We start from the raw sequence: 18,674 nt of genomic DNA, 5'->3' as shown, positions 1-18,674 counted from the left end.
CTATGGCGGCCCTACGGACGAAATGATGTCAGGTGCGCACTGTTGCGTACCTGACATCGAATCGCCATCCATAACGATCCTACGGGCGGTATGAAGTAGAGTGCGCATGAATGCGCATCTGAAACAGGCTCATGACTGCGGCAACGTTAAATACTGACCGCACTCGGCCTGTTGTGCTTCGCTGTCCAGATAGGGAATTTCACCGAGGAACGGTGCATCAATACGTTGACGCAGCGTGGCCATGTACTCGGCATGTCGTTTACCTGGCGGCTGAATATCATTGGCAATCCAACCGGCTAACCTCAACCCTCGCGCCTTCACCGCTTCCGCTGTCAGCATCGCGTGGTTAATACAACCTAGCTTCACCCCCACTACCAGAATCACCGGCAGTTGTTCCGCTTCGACCCAGTCAGCATAGGTCTGCGTCTCGGATAATGGCGTAAACCAGCCGCCCGCACCTTCAACCAATACCCATTCGGCCTGCTGCTCCAGCGCGCGCAATCCGGCTGACAGCGCAGAAAACGCAATCGGCCTGCCCTCTTCCGCGCTGACAATATGCGGTGACGTCGGCTCGACAAATGCCAGTGGATTCACCTGCTCATAGCTGAGCGCCAGGCTGCTGTAGCGCTGCAACGCCAGCGCATCACTGTTACGCACGCCCTCTGGGGTGATCTCGCAGCCCGATGCCACGGGCTTGTATCCTGCGGTGCGTAAACCTGCTGCGCTTGCCGCCTGCAACAGTGCGCCACTGGCGACCGTTTTGCCCACTTCGGTATCCGTTCCGGTAATAAACCAGCGTGTCATTTGCTCAAAACTCCGTACATCAAGTGATAACTAAGACGATAACCCTGCGGATCCTGCGGCCAGTGCTGCTCCAGTTGCGTGAGCTGCGAGCGTGTGAGCGGCTGTGCGCCACGGCCGTCGTGCAGATGCGTAGCACCAATGCCTTTCAAAGAACGCATGGCACTCAGCGCGCTGGGGAAATGCAACGTGATAGTCTGCGGCTGGCACTGCGCCAGTAAGCCTGTGAGAGCGGCAGAGAACTGCGCTGCGCTGAGAAAACGATTGGCGTGCTGACGGCCATCTAACCGAGCCCAGGCTTCATGCACTTCATGCAGGGAGCCATCGAGCAAGGTTGAGAACAGCACGCTGCCACCCGGCCGTGTGACGCGCAAAAACTGCTGCAACGCCAGGCGCAGATCGCTGCTCCACTGCACCGCCAGATTGCTCCACACGCCATCAACGCACGCATCCGGCAGCGGCAGGTTATCGATATCGCCTTGCAGATAGTGCTGCGCCGAGCACTGCTCACGCGCGGCGTCCAGCATCGCGCTGGAGAGATCCAGCGCCGTCAGTTCGCGTCCACGATCGCGCCAGTAGCGGCTGTACCAACCGGTGCCACAGCCCGCATCCAGCAGATGCGGCCCGAAGCCCGCGGGTGCCAGCGCCAGTAGCGCATCGCCGCTCTGCCGTTGCAGCTCGGCATGCTGCTCGTAATGCTGTGCGGCACGGCCAAACGCTTTGGCGACCGCCTGCTTGTTAACCTGCAGCGTCATACAGCGCCTCCAGCAGACGATCAATATCGTCGTTATGATGGGCAGCAGTGAGCGTAATGCGCAGCCGCGCCGTGCCCGGCGGCACCGTCGGAGGACGAATGGCGCTAACCCAGCATCCCGCTTGTGCCAGTCGTTGTGACAACGCCAGCGCCGCGCTATTTTCCCCGACGATCAACGGCTGAATAGCACTGGCTGATGGCATCAGTTGCCAGGGCAAATCAGCGGCACCCGCCCGGAATCGCGCAATATGACTATTCAGCCGCTCACGCAGTTCATCGCCCTGCTGGATCTGGTGCAGCGCCGCCAGCAGCGCACAACACTGTGCCGGTGGCATCGCGGTGGAGTAGATCAGATGGCGTGAAAACTGCTCGACGTAATCCGCTGTGGCATCGTCACTCAGCAGCGCTGCACCGCTGACGCCAAAGCCCTTGCCAAACGTGACAATCAGCAATTCCGGCTTCACGCCCTGTTGCCAGCAACTGCCGCGCCCCTGCTCACCGTGCACGCCAATACCGTGCGCATCATCCACCAGCAGCCAGCCGTTGGCACGGCGCGTCTCTTCAGCAAGAGCGGCGAGCGGTGCGCTGTCGCCATCCATGCTGAATACGCCTTCGGTCACCACCAGCGTACCGCCTTCCGACGGGCTAGCCAGCAGTTTTGCCAGACTCTCCGGCTGGTTGTGCGCAAAGCGGCGTAATGTGGCGGGACTGTGGCTGGCAGCATCCAGTAATGAAGCATGCGCCAGCTTATCAGCAAGAATGCGATCCTGCTTTTCAGCCAGCAGGTGGATCACCGCCTGGTTGGCGGCAAAGCCAGAGATAAACAGCAGCGCACGCTTGTAACCCAGCCAGTCAGCCAGTTGCTCTTCTAACTGCGCATGATGACGGCTATAGCCCGTCACATGACCCGACGCGCCCGCTCCCGCCCCCGCTTCTGCTGCGCCCTGTTGCCAGGCCGCAATCACCGCTGGATGCTGGCTCAGCCCGAGATAATCATTGCTGGAGAAGTGACGGTATGAACGCCCCTCCAGGGTTATCTCGCGCACGCTGTTGTGTTCAACCCGGCGTCGCAGACGCCAGCCATCGGCATCACGTCGCGCCGCCAGCGCCTGTTCGATGCGAGATGACCAGCCCATCACACCGCCGCGTTGTAGAACTGCTCGGTATCAGCGTGCACCAGCTGCTCACTGAGCTGATACTGCTGTTCGTTATCACCGGCGGTAGTAGCGGTATGCTCTGGATTCAGGCCCAGCTTGCGGAACAGAATCAGATCTTTGTCCTCTTCCGGGTTTGGCGTGGTCAGCAGCTTGCAGCCGTAGAAAATCGAGTTAGCACCGGCCATAAAGCACATCGCCTGCGTCTGTTCGCTCATCTGTTCACGACCTGCGGACAGGCGGACGTGCGACGATGGCATCATGATACGCGCCACGGCGATGGTGCGGATAAAGTCGAACGGCTCAACGTCATCGTTATCGGCCAGTGGCGTGCCTTTGACTTTCACCAGCATGTTGATCGGCACGCTCTCGGGCGGTGTCGGCAGGTTCGCCAGCTGCACCAGCAAGCCAGCACGATCTTTCACGGTTTCACCCAGGCCGACGATGCCGCCAGAGCAGACTTTGATACCTGCGCCGCGCACTTTATCCAGCGTATCCAGGCGTTCCTGATAGCTGCGGGTGGTGATGATGCTGCCGTAGAATTCCGGCGAGGTATCGAGGTTGTGGTTGTAAAAATCGAGCCCCGCTTTGGCCAGGCGTGCCGCTTGCGTATTTTCCAGCGTGCCCAGCGTCATGCAGGTTTCCATGCCCATGGCTTTAACGCCCTGCACCATCTGCTCCAGATACGGCATGTCGCGTTCGTGCGGGTTTTTCCACGCAGCGCCCATGCAGAAGCGGCTCGATCCTGCCGCTTTGGCTTTACGCGCCGATTCCAGCACCGCTTCCACTTCCATCAGCCGCTCGGACTCCAGCCCGGTCTTGTAGCGCGCACTCTGCGGGCAGTATTTACAATCTTCCGGGCAGGCACCGGTTTTGATCGACAGCAGCGTACTGACCTGCACCTGACGCGGGTCAAAATGCTGACGGTGAACTTGCTGTGCTTCGAACATCAGCTCAAGGAAAGGTTTATCGAACAGAGCCTGGGCTTGTGTCAGTGTCCAGCGGTTTGCCATTGCTTACTCCAAAAAAAGGGGTTCATCCCGACGATTAACGTGGTTATACTTGTAAACTAAATCTTTTCAAAATGGTTTACAAGATCGATGTTCACCCAAGACGACCTCAACTTTGACCGCCAGCATATCTGGCATCCTTACACGTCAATGCGCGATCCCCTGCCCTGTTATCCGGTGGTCGCGGCGCACGGTTGCCAGCTCCAGCTGGCCGATGGACGCGAACTGGTCGACGGTATGTCGTCGTGGTGGGCAGCGATTCATGGCTACAACCACCCGCGCCTTAATCACGCGCTGACGCAGCAAATGGCTAAGATGTCGCATGTGATGTTCGGCGGCATTACCCATCCGTCGGCAGTGGCGTTAAGCCGTCAGCTGGTCGAGATGACCCCTGAAGCGCTGGAGTGCGTGTTCCTCGCCGATTCGGGGTCGATTGCCGTCGAAGTGTCGATGAAAATGGCGTTGCAGTACTGGCTGGGGCGCGGTGAAACGCGACAAAAATTCCTGACGTTAAAACGTGGCTATCACGGCGATACTTTTGCCGCGATGTCGGTGTGCGATCCGGAAAATTCGATGCACAGTCTGTGGCGCGGCTATCTGCCCGAGCATCTGTTTGCCGCTGCGCCGCAGTGCGGTTTTGATGACGAGTGGAACGAAGCGGACTTCGCTGATTTCGCCCGGTTAGCCGAGACGCACCATCGCGACATTGCCGCGGTGATCCTTGAACCGATTGTGCAAGGCGCAGGCGGCATGCGCTTCTATCACCCGCGCTATTTACAACAGGTGCGCGAGTTGTGCGATCGCTATGGCATCCTGCTGATCGCCGATGAGATCGCCACCGGCTTTGGGCGCAGCGGCAAGCTGTTTGCCTGCGAGCACGCTGGGATTACGCCAGATATTCTCTGCCTCGGTAAAGCGCTGACCGGCGGCACCATGACGCTCTCCGCCACGCTGACCACGCGCGAAGTGGCCGACACCATTAGCCGCAGTGCGGCGGGCTGCTTTATGCATGGCCCGACCTTTATGGGCAATCCGTTGGCCTGTGCGGTGGCCGTTGAAAGTCTGACGATGATCAACGAGGGTCTCTGGCCTGCGCAGGTGGCGGCGATTGAACAGCAATTGCGTCGTGAGTTGTTGCCGTTGCGTGAGCATCATGCGGTGGTGGATGCACGCGTGCTGGGCGCGATTGGTGTGATTGAAACGCGTTCACCGGTCAATATGGCGGCGCTGCAGCAATTCTTTGTCGAGCGTGGCGTATGGATTAGGCCGTTCGGCAAGCTGATCTATCTGATGCCACCTTATCTGATTTCTGCCGCAGAGCTGGCGCAGTTAACCCAGGCGGTGCGCGCGGCGTTGGACGTTGAGGCACATTTCCTGGCCTAAGCGAACTGGAAGTGGCGCGCATTTTCCACCATGATGGAGAGCACACTGCACAACGGAAAAAGGAGAAGTCATGCGCGTAGTTAGCCAGGATTTTAAAGACGGCGATAAAATGCCCGAACGTCACGTTTTCAATGGGATGGGACGTCAGGGTGACAATCTGTCACCTCATCTGGCGTGGGATGAAGTGCCTGCTGGGACAAAGAGTTTTGTGGTGACCTGCTTCGATCCTGATGCCCCCACCGGTTCTGGCTGGTGGCACTGGGTCGTGGCAAATATTCCGGCTGACGTCACCGAGCTGCCACAAGGTTCCGGTTCAGGCGTGGTCGAGCTGCCGCAGGGTGCGATTCAAACCCGTACCGACTTCGGTCAAACCGGTTACGGTGGCGCAGCACCACCACAGGGTGATCCGCATCGCTATATCTTTACGGTGCACGCGATGGACACCGATAAGATTGATGTCGACGCCGGCGCGAGCGGCGCCATGGTCGGCTTTAATGTGCACTTCCATGCACTGGCAAGCGCGTCGATTACAGTTCTGTATTCTTAAAATGAGAACGGCGCCGAATGGCGCCGTTTTATCATCAATCCAGGGTGTGAATCACCACCCACATCGGGCCTTGTCCCACCGCGTAACGCGCCAGCGGTTGCAACAGACCGCGATCGGCAATCTTGTAGACTTCGATATGGTGCGACTTCTGACCTGCCGCCACCAGATATTGACCGCTGTTGTCGATATTAAAGCCGCGCGGCTGAGTTTCGGTCGGCTGATAACCTTCAATCGCCAGCACTGAGCCATCTTCGCTGATGCTAAATGCGGTAATGGTGCTGCTGGTTCGGTCACAGGCGTAGAGGAAACGGCCGTCTGGCGTGATATGGATATCAGCCGCCCAGCGCGTGTCGCTGAAATCTTTTGGCATCATATCCAGACTCTGCACACGCTCAACCTGACCATGCACGTTGTTCAGTGCCCACACATCCACGGTGCTATCAAGTTCATTCACCACATAGCCGTACGCGCCATTTGGATGGAATGCCATATGGCGCGGACCCGCACCTTCAACTGTGGTGACCTGTGCTTGCTCGCGCGGTGCCAGAGTGCCATCGGCGTTAAGCTGGAACAGGCAGATACGATCCTGCTTCAGTGCTGGCACAAACAGCGTTTGGTTGCTGAGATCGATATTGGCTGAATGGCAGCCATCCATGCCGCCAATCACCTGGCTTGGGGCTTGCGGCAAACCATCGCTGTCGATCGGGCTGATGCTGACGCATGCATCATTGTAAGAACCGCAGAACAGGAATTTACCCTGGCGATCGGTCGAAATATGCGTTGGGCTGCCCGGCAGTGGCGCTTCACCCGCCAGACTCAGAGAACCGTCGGCCGCAATGCGATACGCTAATACGCGAAAATTCGGACGAACACCGACATAGAGGAAATCTTTCTTCGGGCTCACCACCATCGGCTGCACCTGACCGGCCACATCCGTGACCTGCAATAACGTCAGTGCGCCATCTTCCTGCAACTGCCACGCATGGATCTGCTGGCTCTCGGGACTGGCGGTATACACGACTTGTTTCATGCGTTTTTCCTTATTCGCTGCCTGATGAAAGGGATAACTGTAGCGCGTTTCATTTTGCCGCGCTGGATTCATTTGTGCCCTGTTTTTTGTCTCAGGGCCGCTGCCGGGTGTAGACTCAATGCTTTGCTAACTCCCGGACGGAAAGTGTAATGAGCTACCGCGTAATCGCCCTTGACCTCGACGGCACCCTGCTAACCCCCACTAAAACCATTTTGCCTGAATCGATCGAAGCTTTAGCCCGCGCACAACAGGCCGGGGTCAAAGTGCTGATTGTGACCGGTCGCCACCACTGCGCCATTCATCCTTTTTATCAGGCGCTGCAGCTGGATACACCCGCAATCTGCTGTAACGGCACCTACTTGTACGATTATCAGGCGAAAAAAGTATTAGCTTCCAATCCGCTGGAAAAAAGCCAGGCCACCCGCGTGATTGAGATGCTCGATCAGGAGAACATTCACGGCCTGCTGTATGTCGATGATGCGATGCTGTATCAGGAGCCGACGGGCCACGTGACGCGCACTCTGAACTGGGCACAATCTCTGCCGGAAGCGCAGCGTCCGCTGTTCCTGCAGGTGCCAAGCCTGGCGCAGGCAGCGCTGGATGCAAAATCCATCTGGAAGTTCGCCCTCTCCCATCCTGACACCCGTGCATTACAGCAGTTTGCTGAGCGCACCGAAGCGGAACTCGGTTTGGCGTGTGAATGGTCGTGGCACGATCAGGTGGATATTGCTCAGGCAGGCAACAGTAAAGGTAAGCGTCTGGCGCAATGGGTAGAAAGTCAGGGCTTGAGCATGCAGGATGTGCTGGCGTTCGGCGATAACTACAACGATCTCAGCATGCTGGAACAGGTCGGTTTAGGCGTGGCGATGGGCAATGCTGATGACGCGATTAAAGCGCGCAGCAAAAAGGTGATTGGCACCAATCTGGAGCCAGGTATTGCCGAAGTGATTTATCAGGAAGTCCTGTAAGCACAGGATGTTCGCGGTGCGCACCACGGCGCACCTTGCGAATGCTTAAGGTGCGGCCGCTGCTGCACCTGATTGTTAATAATGAGGGTCACACCGGGTGCTTTCATCCGCACATCGCACACATTTTGTCTGATCGCCCTTGATGACCCTAAGGTCAAGCCGTAATCGCCACACTCTTAATTTGCGCATACAGCCATTGATCAGGCCGGATCCCCAACTCGTCGCGCGCCCAGGGGGAAATTCGCGCCCACAACTCGCTAATGCCAATACGCAGCTTGACCTCAACCTGATCGTCAATCTCTAATAATTCGACCACCTGAGCTGGCAAAATATTGCGCACCGAGGTGTTTTGTGGCGGCTGTAAGGCCAGTGACACATCACCGGACGCGATACGAATACGTAGTGCGGTTTTCAGCGGCTGGTTAACACGGCTTACCCAGATATGCTGATCCCCCAAAGAGAGTGCCGTCATCGGGTAATCGGGATGCTGTTCCAGCACCTGCACCCTTAGCACGCTGCTGCGATCGGCTATCGGCAGCCACGGGCGCATCGCCGCACTGCTCCATACCTTCTCCAGCGAACCAAAGGCTTTGACTTTGCCGCTGTCGAGCACCAGCACGTTGTCCGCCAGTTGCAGAATTTCATCCAGGCTATGTGAGACATAAAGAATCGGAATATCGACCTGTTTCGCCAGCTTTTGCAGATAAGGCATCAGTTCGCGTTTGCGTGGCAGATCCAGTGACGCCAGCGGCTCATCCATCAATAAGATGTCGGGCGCGGTAAGCAGTGCACGGCCAATCGCCACGCGCTGTTTCTCGCCGCCTGACAACGAGGCCGGAAAACGGCTCAGCAGAGGCTCAAGGCCAAGTAATGCCACCAGCGCGTTAAACTGCGGCTTCATGGCAGCAGCCATGCCATATTGCAAATTGCCGCGCACCCGATAGTGCGGAAACAGCCGAGCGTCCTGGAACACATAGCCAACGCGGCGTTTTTCCGGCGGCAGATTGACCTGCGTCGCCGAATCAAACAGCAGACGATCGTTGAGCTGAATCTGGCCGCTTTGTGGCTGTGTCAAACCGCCAATCGCGTTAATCAGCGACGTTTTGCCCGCACCGGATACACCAAAAACAGCCGTAATGCCGCTGCCGGGAACCTGCACGTTGACGTCCAGTTGGTGATCGCCCAGCAACTGGGAAATATTGAGATTAAGCATCAGGCGGCACCTAACCGCTTACGGCCCCAACGTGCCAGCAGCTCAGAGGCCACCAAAGATAACAGCGCCAGCGCAATGGCCACCGCACACAAGCGTGCGGCAGTGCCTTCTGCGCCGGGGGTTTCAATCAGGGTGAACATCGCCGAGGGAATGGTGCGTGTCTCGCCGGGGATATTCGAAACGAAAGTGATGGTGGCGCCAAACTCACCCAGTGAACGGGCGAATGCGAGAACGGTGCCGACAATGATGCCCGGGAGCGTGAGCGGCAAGGTGATAGTGAAGAACACGCGCCAGCGACCGGCACCGAGCGTGCGTGCTGCCTGTTCCAGTTTGGTATCCACCGCTTCCAGTGCCAGACGAATCGCCCGCACCATCAGCGGAAAAGCCATCACGGCCGAAGCCAGTACCGCCCCACGCCAGCTAAAGGCCAGGGTGAAACCGAACCAGTCGTAAAGCCACTCGCCGATAAATCCGCGTCGGCCCAATGCAATCAGCAACAGATAACCCACCACCACAGGCGGTAAGACCAGCGGTAAATGGATCACGCTATCGAGCAGGGTTTTGCCTGGAAACCGGCAACGCGCCAGAATCCAGGCCATCATGATGCCAAACGGCAAGCTAAACAGCACCGCTACGCTGGAAACTTTTAAGCTGAGAAACACGGCCTGCCATTCGGGATCACTGAGTATCATTTCTTCGGCGCAAATCCATACTGTTTAAACACAGCAGCGGCGTCCGGCCCCTGCAAATATTTGTAGAAGGCTTCAACCGTTGCGTTCTGATGATCTTTTACCACCGCCATCGGATATTCCACTGGCTTGTGGCTATCGTCCGGGAAGCGTCCTACTACCTGCACTTTGTCACTGGCAACCGCATCAGAACCGTACACGATGCCATACGGTGATTCATTGCGTTCGACCAGCGCCAATGCGGCACGGACGTTGTTAGCCGGTGCAAGCTGCGGCGACACCGTATCCCACGCGCCCAGCTTTTGCAGCGCTTCTTTGGCATAAATCCCGGCCGGGACATGATCCGGATCGCCCACCGCCAGACGTTCGCCTTTCAGCAAACTTTTCCAGTCAGTTTTTGCATTGATAGTGACCGCTTTTGCGCTGTCGCTTTTCGGTGCCACTAATACTAAATCATTGCCCAGCAACGTGTAGCGGGTGTTCTCTACCACACTCTTTTTATCCACCGCATAGTCCATCCACTGCTGATCAGCAGAGATAAACAGATCGGCCGGCGCGCCCTGTTCAATCTGGCGTGCCAGAGTGGATGAAGAGGCGAAGGACGATACCACTTCAACGCCGCTCTTTTTCTGATATTGCGTGGCAATATCCTGCATCGCATTGGTTAACGATGCCGCAGCAAACACAGTGATCTTCTCTGCCGCCACGGCGTGACCGGCCATGGAAACAGTGAGTACGGTAACAGCAGCCCAGCCGTAATTGATTTTCAGCATTTTTTACTCCTTGTTACGTTATATATTCGATAATACAACGTGGGAACAAATGCTGTCATGAACTTAATATCGGCAGGATTGAGGGGAAGTTAAAGAAAAAACGCCCGCTGAGTGCGGGCGCTTATAAAATCAGTGTTGCGAGCTGTTGGCAGGACGATCGTCGCGGCGGCCAAATTTGGAGATGACGTTGAACACTTCACCCAGGCCGTAAATCAGACCGAGCATAATGGCCATCACAATTGGCACCATGATGACAGCCACAGCCAGGCTTTTAAGCAGTTCCAGCATGGAAACCTCACGCAGAAAATAAAAAAGTGATTGTAACGGTTAGGGAAAAAAACGCACTGCCCTTTTCGTGCTTTTACTTTTGGCCTTACACTTGTCGTACTCACTTAAGGAGCTGACATGCAGGCAGAACTTTCTCTTCACATTCGTCTTCAGCAGAAGCTGTTTGCCGACCCTCGTCGCATCGAACTGCTGAAACGCGTGCAGGAAACCGGCTCCATCAGCCAGGGCGCTAAATTAGCGGGCATCAGCTACAAAAGTGCCTGGGATGCCATCAACGACATGAACCAAATGGCTGATCAAACCTTAGTCGACCGCGCCACCGGAGGCAAAGGCGGTGGCGGCGCGCAGCTGACGCGCTATGGCGAGCGTCTGATTCAGCTGTTTCACCTGATGGAGCAGATCCAGCAGAAAGCTTTTGATGCGCTGCAAAACGACAGCCTGCCGCTCGACAGTTTACTGGCGGCGATTGCGCGTTTCTCCCTGCAAACCAGTGCGCGCAATCAGCTATTTGGCACGGTGATGGCGCGCGATCACCATCAGGTGCAGCAGCACATTGAGGTTCAGCTGGCCGACGGCGTCACGCGTTTGCAGGTGGCAATCACTGAACGCAGTGCCGAACGTCTGCAGCTCGACAGTGGCAAAGAAGTGCTGGTGCTGATCAAAGCACCGTGGATTCAGGTGAGCCGGGATGTGGTAAACAGCGATAATCAATTGCAGGTAACGATCAGCGCCATCGAGCCAGGTGAACAGGTCAGCGAAGTGTTGATGACATTGCCGAGTGGTGAAACCCTGTGTGCAACGGTGAACAACGCGCAGGTGCAACAGCAGAATCTGCAGCCGGGCGACAGCGTGACCGCCAGTTTTAATGCGGAACACGCCATCATCGCCACTCTGCTCTGAAATCCAGGCCATGATTTGACTTCGTCTGCGTCGCTCGCTACAACTGAGTAACACGATGCATAAAACGGAATGAATCATGGCTTCATTGCAAATTTCGCAAGGCATATTTCACCTTAGCGACACCCGAGCACTGTCCCTTAACGATCTGACTCTCAAAAGCGGCGAAAGCTGGGCCTTTGTTGGCGCCAACGGCAGCGGTAAATCCTCACTGGCGCGCGCACTTTCTGGTGAACTCTCGCCGGGTAAAGGCGCGGTTACCCAGGACTTTCAGCGTCGCACGCGCCTCTCGCTGGAGCAGCTGCAAAAGCTAGTGGCGCAGGAGTGGGAACGCAACAACACCGATCTGCTGAGTGAAGGCGAAGACGATACTGGCCGCACCGCCGCACAGATCATTCAGGATGAAGTGAAGGATGAGGCGAGGTGTCAGGCGCTGGCCCAGCAGTTTGGCATCACCTATCTGCTCGATCGCCGCTTCAAATACCTCTCCACCGGCGAGACGCGCAAAACCTTGCTGTGCCAGGCGCTGATGGCGCAGCCCGATTTATTGATTCTCGATGAACCTTTCGATGGGTTAGATGTTGCCTCACGCGCCAGCCTGGCGGAGACGCTGAGCGATCTGCACCAGCATGGCTTTACCGTGGTGCTGGTGCTCAACCGTTTTGACGATATTCCTGACTTTGTGCAACAGGTCGGTGTGCTGGCAGAGTGCACCCTCACCCACGTCGGTGAACGTCAGGCGATTCTGGCGGAAGCGCTGGTGGCGCAGCTGGCACACAGCGAAAAGCTTGACGGCATGGCTTTACCAGAAGCGGATGCGCCGGATCAGTTGCCGCAGCTGGCAGAAGACGCGCCACGCGTGATTCTGCGTAATGGCGTGGTGTCGTATAACGATAAAGCGGTGATCGACGGGCTGAGCTGGCAGGTGAATCCCGGCGAGCACTGGCAAATTGTGGGGCCCAACGGCGCGGGTAAATCCACTCTGTTGAGTCTGGTGACCGGCGATCATCCGCAAGGCTACAGCAACGACTTAACCCTGTTTGGTATCCGTCGCGGCAGCGGTGAAACCATTTGGGACATCAAGCAGCACATTGGCTACGTCAGCAGCAGTTTGCATCTCGATTATCGTGTCAGCTGCAACGTGCGCACCGTGGTGCTGTCGGGCTTTTTCGATTCGATCGGCTTGTATCAACCCGCTTCGGATCGGCAGAAAGCGCTGGCGCGCCAGTGGCTGGCCTTATTGGGCATGGACAATCATCTGGCCGATGCGCCGTTCCACGGTTTGTCCTGGGGCCAGCAGCGCCTGGTGCTGATTGCGCGTGCGCTGGTCAAACACCCTACCTTGTTGATTCTGGATGAGCCGCTGCAGGGATTGGATCCGATTAACCGCCAGCTGGTGCGCCGCTTTGTTGATGTGCTGATTGGTGAAGGACGAACGCAGTTACTGTTTGTCTCACACCATGCCGAAGATGCGCCGCAGTGTATTACTCATCGCCTGAGCTTTGTGAAGCAGGATGAAGGGTACGGATTCCAGCAGGATGATTTGCGCTAACCTCGTCGTCATCAACCCCGCCCCTGCATCGTAGGGGCATATTTATGCTTCAATCCGGTCTTCTGCTAAACCCTTTTACATTGTCGCGTGCGCATTGATATGCACCTCATTGAATAGCCGATGTAACCGCTACCATTTACCCGCCTGGTATTTCAGCAAACGCGCGCTATAACCCCACAAAATGAGAATCGTCACCTTGTGTAAACGATACCATTTATCCAGACTGGATCACGCTTTGGGGCCCGCCTTTGTGCTACCTTGATCGCAGTGATTTTGATCCGTTTGCCGTTTACCAGGACTCGTTATGGAAAAATTTAATCCGGTTGATCATCCGCATCGCCGTTATAACCCATTGATCGATCAGTGGGTGTTGGTCTCACCGCATCGTGCCAAGCGTCCGTGGCAGGGTGCGCAGGAAACGCCTGCGCTGGAACAACTGCCTGCGCACGATCCTGACTGCTTCCTGTGCGCTGGTAATACCCGTATCACCGGGGATAAAAACCCGGACTACAAAACCACCTATGTTTTCACCAACGACTTTGCCGCGCTGATGACCGATACACCCGATGCGCCGCAAAGCGACGACATGCTGATGCGCTGTGAGAGCGCACGCGGCACCAGCCGGGTTATTTGCTTCTCACCTGACCACAGTAAAACGCTGCCGGAATTGCCGCTCAGTGGACTGGAAGATATTGTGCGCACCTGGCAAGAGCAGACCGCCGATCTCGGTCAGCACTATCCATGGGTGCAGGTGTTTGAGAACAAAGGCGCAGCGATGGGCTGCTCAAATCCCCATCCGCACGGCCAGATCTGGGCTAACAGTTTTCTGCCCAACGAAGCGCAAAAAGAAGATGATAATCAGCGCCGCTACTTTGACGAAAAAGGTTCGCCGATGCTGGTGGATTACGCCGCACGCGAGCTGAAAGACGGTAGTCGTACCGTGGTGGAGACCGAACACTGGCTGGCCGTGGTGCCGTGGTGGGCGGCGTGGCCATTTGAAACCCTGCTGCTGCCGAAAGCCCATATCAAACGCATTACCGATCTCACCCCGGCGCAGCGTAGCGATCTGGCGCTGGCGCTTAAGCAGCTCACCAGCCGCTACGACAACCTTTTCCAGTGCTCCTTTCCCTACTCAATGGGCTGGCACGGCGCGCCCTTTAATGGCGAATCCAACGAGCACTGGCAGTTACATGCTCATTTCTATCCGCCGCTGCTGCGTTCGGCCACGGTACGTAAATTTATGGTTGGCTACGAAATGCTGGCCGAAACCCAACGTGATTTAACGGCGGAACAGGCAGCAGAACGTCTGCGTTCTGTCAGCGATATCCATTTCCGCGAGGCGCAATAAATGTCATTAAAGTCCACTACTCAACAGGTTTTCGCTGACACCTTTGGCTATCAACCGACGCACAGCATTCAGGCGCCAGGCCGCGTGAATCTGATTGGTGAGCACACCGATTACAACGACGGCTTCGTGCTGCCGTGCGCCATTGATTACCAGACGGTGATTGCCTGCGCCAAACGTGACGACCGCCAGGTGCGCGTGGTCGCGGTTGATTATGACAATCAACAAGACAGCTTCTCGCTGGATGCGCCGATTGAAGCGTTAAAAGAGCCGATGTGGGCCAACTACGTGCGCGGTGTGGTGAAACATCTGCAGAAGCGTGATGCCAGCTTTGGCGGTGCCGATCTGGTGATCAGCGGCAACGTGCCACAGGGTGCGGGCCTGAGTTCATCGGCGTCACTGGAAGTAGCGGTCGGCACCGTGTTCCAGCAGCTCTATCAGCTGAAGCTGGACGGCGCTGCGATTGCGGTTAACGGTCAGGAAGCGGAAAACCAGTTCGTTGGTTGCAACTGCGGCATTATGGACCAGCTGATTTCTGCGCTGGGTCAGCCCGATCACGCCATGCTGCTGGACTGCCGCACACTCGGCACACGCGCCGTCTCGATGCCGGAAGATGTCGCGGTGGTGATCATCAACTCTAACTTCCGCCGTAGCCTGGTGGGCAGCGAGTACAACACCCGCCGTGAGCAGTGCGAAACCGGTGCACGCTTCTTTAACAAACCGGCGCTGCGCGATGTCACGCTGGAAGAGTTTGCCGCGTCGGAATCATTGCTGGATGCGCTGGTGGCAAAACGTGTACGCCATGTCATCACCGAAAATGCCCGTACACTGGAAGCCGCCGATGCGCTGAGCAGTGGCGATCTGAAGCGCATGGGTGAACTGATGGCCGAATCCCACGCCTCAATGCGTGATGATTTCGAAATCACCGTACCGCCTATCGACCAGCTGGTTGAGATCGTTAAGGCTGAAATCGGTCCGCGTGGCGGCGTGCGCATGACCGGCGGCGGTTTTGGCGGCTGCATCGTGGCACTGATGCCAACCGATCTGGTGGATCAGGTGAAAGCCGCGGTTGCCGAAAAATACGAAGCGCAGACCGGCATCAAAGAAACCTTCTACGTGTGCAAAGCGTCAGCAGGAGCAGGCCAATGGTAAGCGACGTCAACTCTCATGCGCCAGACGGGCAACCGTGGCGCATCACCGTGCTGCGCAATCGCAACGGCATGGTGGTCACTTTTATGGACTGGGGCGCGACCTGGCTCTCCGCGCGCGTGCCGATGCAGGATGGCAGCGTACGTGAAGCGCTGCTCGGCTGCGCGACACCATCGGATTATCTGCATCAGGATGCTTATCTCGGTGCCACGGTTGGCCGTTACGCCAACCGTATCGCCTCGGCTGAGCTTAAGCCACTGAATCTACTGCTGGCGGCCAATCAGGGCGCACATCAGCTGCACGGCGGCCCGGAAGGCTTCGATAAACGCCGCTGGCAGATCGTTAGTCAGAGCGAAACCGAAGTGCACTATCGTATCGATTCACCCGATGGCGATCAGGGTTTCCCCGGCAACCTGATTGCCGATGTGATTTACCATCTCGACGATGATAACTGCCTGTCGATCAGCTATGACGCGCAGACCGACAAGCCCTGCCCGGTGAACCTCACCAACCATGCTTACTTCAATCTTGACGCGCATCATGGCGATGCACGCCAGCATCGCTTACAACTGCACGCGGATCGTTACTTACCGGTCGATAGCGAAGGCATCCCTAACGCGCCACTGAAAGCCGTGGCCGGCACCAGCTTCGATTTCAATCATCCGAAGTGTGTGATGGATGACTTCCTCGCCGATGACGATCAAAAAGCGGTGAAAGGCTATGACCACGCGTTTCTGCTCAGCACCGCTGGCGACAGCACTCAGCCCGCCGCCGAACTGTGGTCGGCCGATGGCAAGCTGGCGCTGACCGTGTTTACCGCCGCACCGGCGCTGCAGTTCTACTCCGGCAACTATCTGGATGGAACACGCGCCCGTGAACAGGGCAGCTATACTGCTTTCCAGGGCATCGCGTTGGAGAGTGAATTTTTACCGGATTCGCCCAACCATACCGAGTGGCCGCAGCCTGATTGCTGGCTGCAACCCGGCGATCGCTGGCAGTCTGTGACGCGTTATCGCTTCACACCGCAGTAAGCCAGCGGATGAAAAACGCGCACTGCGTTAGCGACAGGCTTACGCCGTGCGTTGTTTTCCGCTATGGTATGGCGCTATCAGTGTGCCGCTTTTCAGGTGGCCGCAGCCGGTTTCTATAATCATCGAAACATCAAGCATTAAGGAGTTAAGCTATGGCCGTAACTAAGCTGGTTCTGGTGCGACACGGCGAAAGCCAGTGGAACCAGGAAAACCGCTTCACCGGATGGTATGACGTGGATCTGTCAGACAAAGGTCGCACTGAAGCCAAAGCAGCCGGTCAACTGCTGAAGAAAGAAGGTTTCGTGTTTGATTTCGCTTATACCTCCGTGCTGAAACGTGCCATCCACACCCTGTGGAACGTGCTGGATGAGCTGGATCAGGCGTGGCTGCCGGTTGAGAAAACCTGGCGTCTGAACGAGCGTCACTACGGTGCGCTGCAGGGTCTGGATAAAGCTGAAACCGCCGCCAAATACGGCGACGATCAGGTAAAACAGTGGCGTCGTGGCTTTGCCATCACCCCACCAGAACTGGATCGTGCGGATGAGCGTTTCCCGGGCCACGACCCACGTTACGCATCACTGACCGACGCACAGCTGCCAACCACCGAGAGCCTGGCACTGACCATCGAACGTGTTATTCCTTACTGGAATGAAAGCATTCTGCCGCGCATCAAAAGCGGTGAGAAAGTGATCATTGCAGCACACGGTAACTCACTGCGTGCGTTGGTAAAATACCTCGATAACCTGAGCGAAGATGAAATCCTCGAACTGAACATCCCAACTGGCGTGCCGTTGGTGTATGAGTTCGATGAGAACTTCAAACCGCTGAAGCGTTACTACCTGGGTGATGCCGACGAGATTGCCGCGAAAGCTGCAGCCGTGGCTAACCAGGGTAAAGCCAAGTAATTCCCGGCTTAAAAACAAAAAGGCCAGACGCGAGTCTGGCCTTTTTATTACGCGTTAAGCAATTAGCCGCGGCGTTGTTTGATCGCCTGCGCCAGTTGACGCAAGGCTTTCTCGGTGTCTTCCCAGCCGATGCAGGCATCGGTGACGCTCTGGCCGTAAACCAGCTCTTTACCGCTGTCGAGGCTCTGATTCCCTTCCACCAGATGGCTCTCGATCATCACGCCAGTAATCGCCTGCTCACCGCCCGCGATCTGCTGCGCCACATCATCAGCGACCACCATCTGACGCTGGAACTGCTTGCTGCTGTTGGCATGGCTAAAGTCGATCATCACCTGCGGACGCAAGCCCGCTTTCTCCAGACCGGTTTTCACCGCTGCCACGTGTTCAGCGCTGTAGTTCGGCTCTTTGCCGCCGCGCAGAATGATATGGCAATCTTCGTTACCGCTGGTTTCGACAATCGCCGAATGACCGAATTTGGTGACGGAGAGGAAGCAATGCGGCGCGCTGGCGGCACCAATCGCGTCGATGGCCACTTTGATTGTGCCATCGGTGCCGTTTTTGAAGCCGACCGGGCAAGATAAACCGGAAGAGAGTTCACGATGCACCTGGGATTCGGTGGTACGCGCACCAATCGCGCCCCAGCTCATCAAATCCGCCATGTACTGCGGGGTGATCATATCCAGGAATTCACCTGCCGCTGGCAGACCGATGTCGTTGATGTCCACCAGCAGCTTGCGCGCCAGACGCAGGCCATCGTTGATCTGGAAGCTGCCATCCATAAACGGATCGTTGATCAGCCCTTTCCAGCCCACCGTGGTACGCGGTTTTTCGAAATAAACACGCATGACCACTTCCAGCTCGCCTTTCAACTCGTCACGCAGCGTCAGCAGACGGCTCGCATACTCTTTAGCGGCTTCGGTATCGTGGATTGAGCAAGGACCGATCACCACCAGCAGACGATCGTCCTGACCGTGCAGAATGCGGTGAATCGCCTGACGTGCCTGAGCAACGGTTTCAGCGGCTTTATCGGTAGCGGGGAATTTTTCGAGCAAAGCAACAGGCGGTAATAATTCTTTGATTTCTCTGATGCGTAAATCGTCGTTCTGATAATCCATACATAATTCCATTCAAATTTCTGGCCCCGCGTTCGCCGGGCGCAACCCGTTAAATGTATCCCTTCAGGCT

At 56.7% G+C, this 18,674-nt stretch carries 19 protein-coding genes; 9 read left to right on the top strand and 10 right to left on the bottom strand.

Features of this window, described 5'->3' with window-relative positions; all coding sequences use genetic code 11:
- Positions 1-129: 129 nt before the first annotated feature.
- The 4 genes from bioD to bioB are packed head-to-tail and all read right to left on the bottom strand — an operon-like array spanning position 130 to position 3,722.
- A complete protein-coding gene (gene bioD, locus AC6I8L_RS05950) occupies positions 130-804 on the bottom strand; it encodes a dethiobiotin synthase (RefSeq protein ID WP_058961610.1) in 675 nt (224 codons plus the stop codon).
- A complete protein-coding gene (gene bioC, locus AC6I8L_RS05945; protein WP_058961611.1) occupies positions 801-1,556 on the bottom strand; it encodes a malonyl-ACP O-methyltransferase BioC in 756 nt (251 codons plus the stop codon). The genes bioD and bioC overlap by 4 nt, the downstream gene beginning before the upstream one ends.
- Positions 1,540-2,691, bottom strand: coding sequence for an 8-amino-7-oxononanoate synthase (gene bioF, locus AC6I8L_RS05940; protein ID WP_058961612.1), 1,152 nt, complete (start codon positions 2,689-2,691; stop codon positions 1,540-1,542). The genes bioC and bioF overlap by 17 nt, the downstream gene beginning before the upstream one ends.
- Positions 2,691-3,722: a biotin synthase BioB gene (gene bioB / locus AC6I8L_RS05935; RefSeq protein ID WP_038648116.1), complete on the bottom strand. Its 1,032-nt coding sequence runs from the start codon at positions 3,720-3,722 to the stop codon at positions 2,691-2,693. The genes bioF and bioB overlap by 1 nt, the downstream gene beginning before the upstream one ends.
- Positions 3,723-3,809: 87 nt before the next feature.
- Between bioB and bioA the strand changes: the two genes are divergently transcribed.
- Complete coding sequence (bioA, locus tag AC6I8L_RS05930) at positions 3,810-5,102, top strand: adenosylmethionine--8-amino-7-oxononanoate transaminase (RefSeq protein ID WP_058961613.1); 1,293 nt, start codon at positions 3,810-3,812, stop codon at positions 5,100-5,102.
- Positions 5,103-5,172: 70 nt separating this feature from the next.
- Positions 5,173-5,649, top strand: coding sequence for a kinase inhibitor (locus AC6I8L_RS05925; RefSeq protein WP_034821147.1), 477 nt, complete (start codon positions 5,173-5,175; stop codon positions 5,647-5,649).
- A 34-nt stretch (positions 5,650-5,683) separates the two neighbouring features.
- On the opposite strand, the gene pgl is transcribed toward AC6I8L_RS05925, so the two are convergent.
- A complete protein-coding gene (gene pgl, locus AC6I8L_RS05920; protein ID WP_058961614.1) occupies positions 5,684-6,679 on the bottom strand; it encodes a 6-phosphogluconolactonase in 996 nt (331 codons plus the stop codon).
- A 149-nt stretch (positions 6,680-6,828) separates the two neighbouring features.
- Here pgl and AC6I8L_RS05915 point away from each other — a divergent pair, with 149 nt between their 5' ends.
- Positions 6,829-7,647, top strand: coding sequence for a pyridoxal phosphatase (locus AC6I8L_RS05915; RefSeq protein WP_498014281.1), 819 nt, complete (start codon positions 6,829-6,831; stop codon positions 7,645-7,647).
- A gap of 154 nt (positions 7,648-7,801) precedes the next feature.
- On the opposite strand, the gene modC is transcribed toward AC6I8L_RS05915, so the two are convergent.
- From modC to AC6I8L_RS05895, 4 genes are all read right to left on the bottom strand, one after another.
- Positions 7,802-8,860 carry a molybdenum ABC transporter ATP-binding protein ModC gene (gene modC / locus AC6I8L_RS05910; protein ID WP_058961615.1) on the bottom strand — a complete coding sequence of 353 codons (1,059 nt, stop codon included), beginning with the start codon at positions 8,858-8,860 and terminating at the stop codon, positions 7,802-7,804.
- On the bottom strand, positions 8,860-9,552 hold the full coding sequence (gene modB / locus AC6I8L_RS05905) for a molybdate ABC transporter permease subunit (protein WP_058961616.1): 693 nt from the start codon (positions 9,550-9,552) through the stop codon (positions 8,860-8,862). Before modB ends, modC begins: the two co-directional genes overlap by 1 nt.
- A complete protein-coding gene (modA, locus tag AC6I8L_RS05900; protein ID WP_058961617.1) occupies positions 9,549-10,322 on the bottom strand; it encodes a molybdate ABC transporter substrate-binding protein in 774 nt (257 codons plus the stop codon). Before modA ends, modB begins: the two co-directional genes overlap by 4 nt.
- A gap of 129 nt (positions 10,323-10,451) precedes the next feature.
- On the bottom strand, positions 10,452-10,610 hold the full coding sequence (locus tag AC6I8L_RS05895) for an AcrZ family multidrug efflux pump-associated protein (protein WP_013508338.1): 159 nt from the start codon (positions 10,608-10,610) through the stop codon (positions 10,452-10,454).
- Between the two features lie 117 nt (positions 10,611-10,727).
- Here AC6I8L_RS05895 and modE point away from each other — a divergent pair, with 117 nt between their 5' ends.
- The 6 genes from modE to gpmA all read left to right on the top strand — a co-directional run bounded on the left by modE (position 10,728) and on the right by gpmA (position 17,489).
- Positions 10,728-11,510: a molybdenum-dependent transcriptional regulator gene (modE, locus tag AC6I8L_RS05890; protein ID WP_058961618.1), complete on the top strand. Its 783-nt coding sequence runs from the start codon at positions 10,728-10,730 to the stop codon at positions 11,508-11,510.
- Positions 11,511-11,586: 76 nt separating this feature from the next.
- Positions 11,587-13,059, top strand: coding sequence for a molybdate ABC transporter ATP-binding protein ModF (gene modF, locus AC6I8L_RS05885; protein WP_058961619.1), 1,473 nt, complete (start codon positions 11,587-11,589; stop codon positions 13,057-13,059).
- Positions 13,060-13,363: 304 nt separating this feature from the next.
- Positions 13,364-14,407 carry a galactose-1-phosphate uridylyltransferase gene (galT, locus tag AC6I8L_RS05880; RefSeq protein WP_058961620.1) on the top strand — a complete coding sequence of 348 codons (1,044 nt, stop codon included), beginning with the start codon at positions 13,364-13,366 and terminating at the stop codon, positions 14,405-14,407.
- The gene (gene galK, locus AC6I8L_RS05875) at positions 14,408-15,556 is read left to right on the top strand and encodes a galactokinase (RefSeq protein ID WP_058961621.1); all 1,149 of its coding nucleotides are present in this window, start codon (positions 14,408-14,410) and stop codon (positions 15,554-15,556) included.
- A complete protein-coding gene (galM, locus tag AC6I8L_RS05870; RefSeq protein ID WP_498014277.1) occupies positions 15,550-16,584 on the top strand; it encodes a galactose-1-epimerase in 1,035 nt (344 codons plus the stop codon). The genes galK and galM overlap by 7 nt, the downstream gene beginning before the upstream one ends.
- A 152-nt stretch (positions 16,585-16,736) precedes the next feature.
- Positions 16,737-17,489 (top strand): 2,3-diphosphoglycerate-dependent phosphoglycerate mutase, encoded by a 753-nt coding sequence (gpmA, locus tag AC6I8L_RS05865; RefSeq protein WP_034821185.1) that lies wholly within the window; start codon positions 16,737-16,739, stop codon positions 17,487-17,489.
- A 62-nt stretch (positions 17,490-17,551) separates the two neighbouring features.
- Here the strand turns inward: gpmA and aroG are convergent, their stop codons facing one another.
- A complete protein-coding gene (gene aroG / locus AC6I8L_RS05860) occupies positions 17,552-18,604 on the bottom strand; it encodes a 3-deoxy-7-phosphoheptulonate synthase AroG (protein ID WP_034821187.1) in 1,053 nt (350 codons plus the stop codon).
- Positions 18,605-18,674 lie beyond the last annotated feature (70 nt).

The sequence above is a fragment of the Type-E symbiont of Plautia stali genome, from assembly GCF_059731115.1.
Note: the sequence above shows the minus strand (reverse complement) of the source record. Positions and strands in the feature narration are given on the sequence as shown.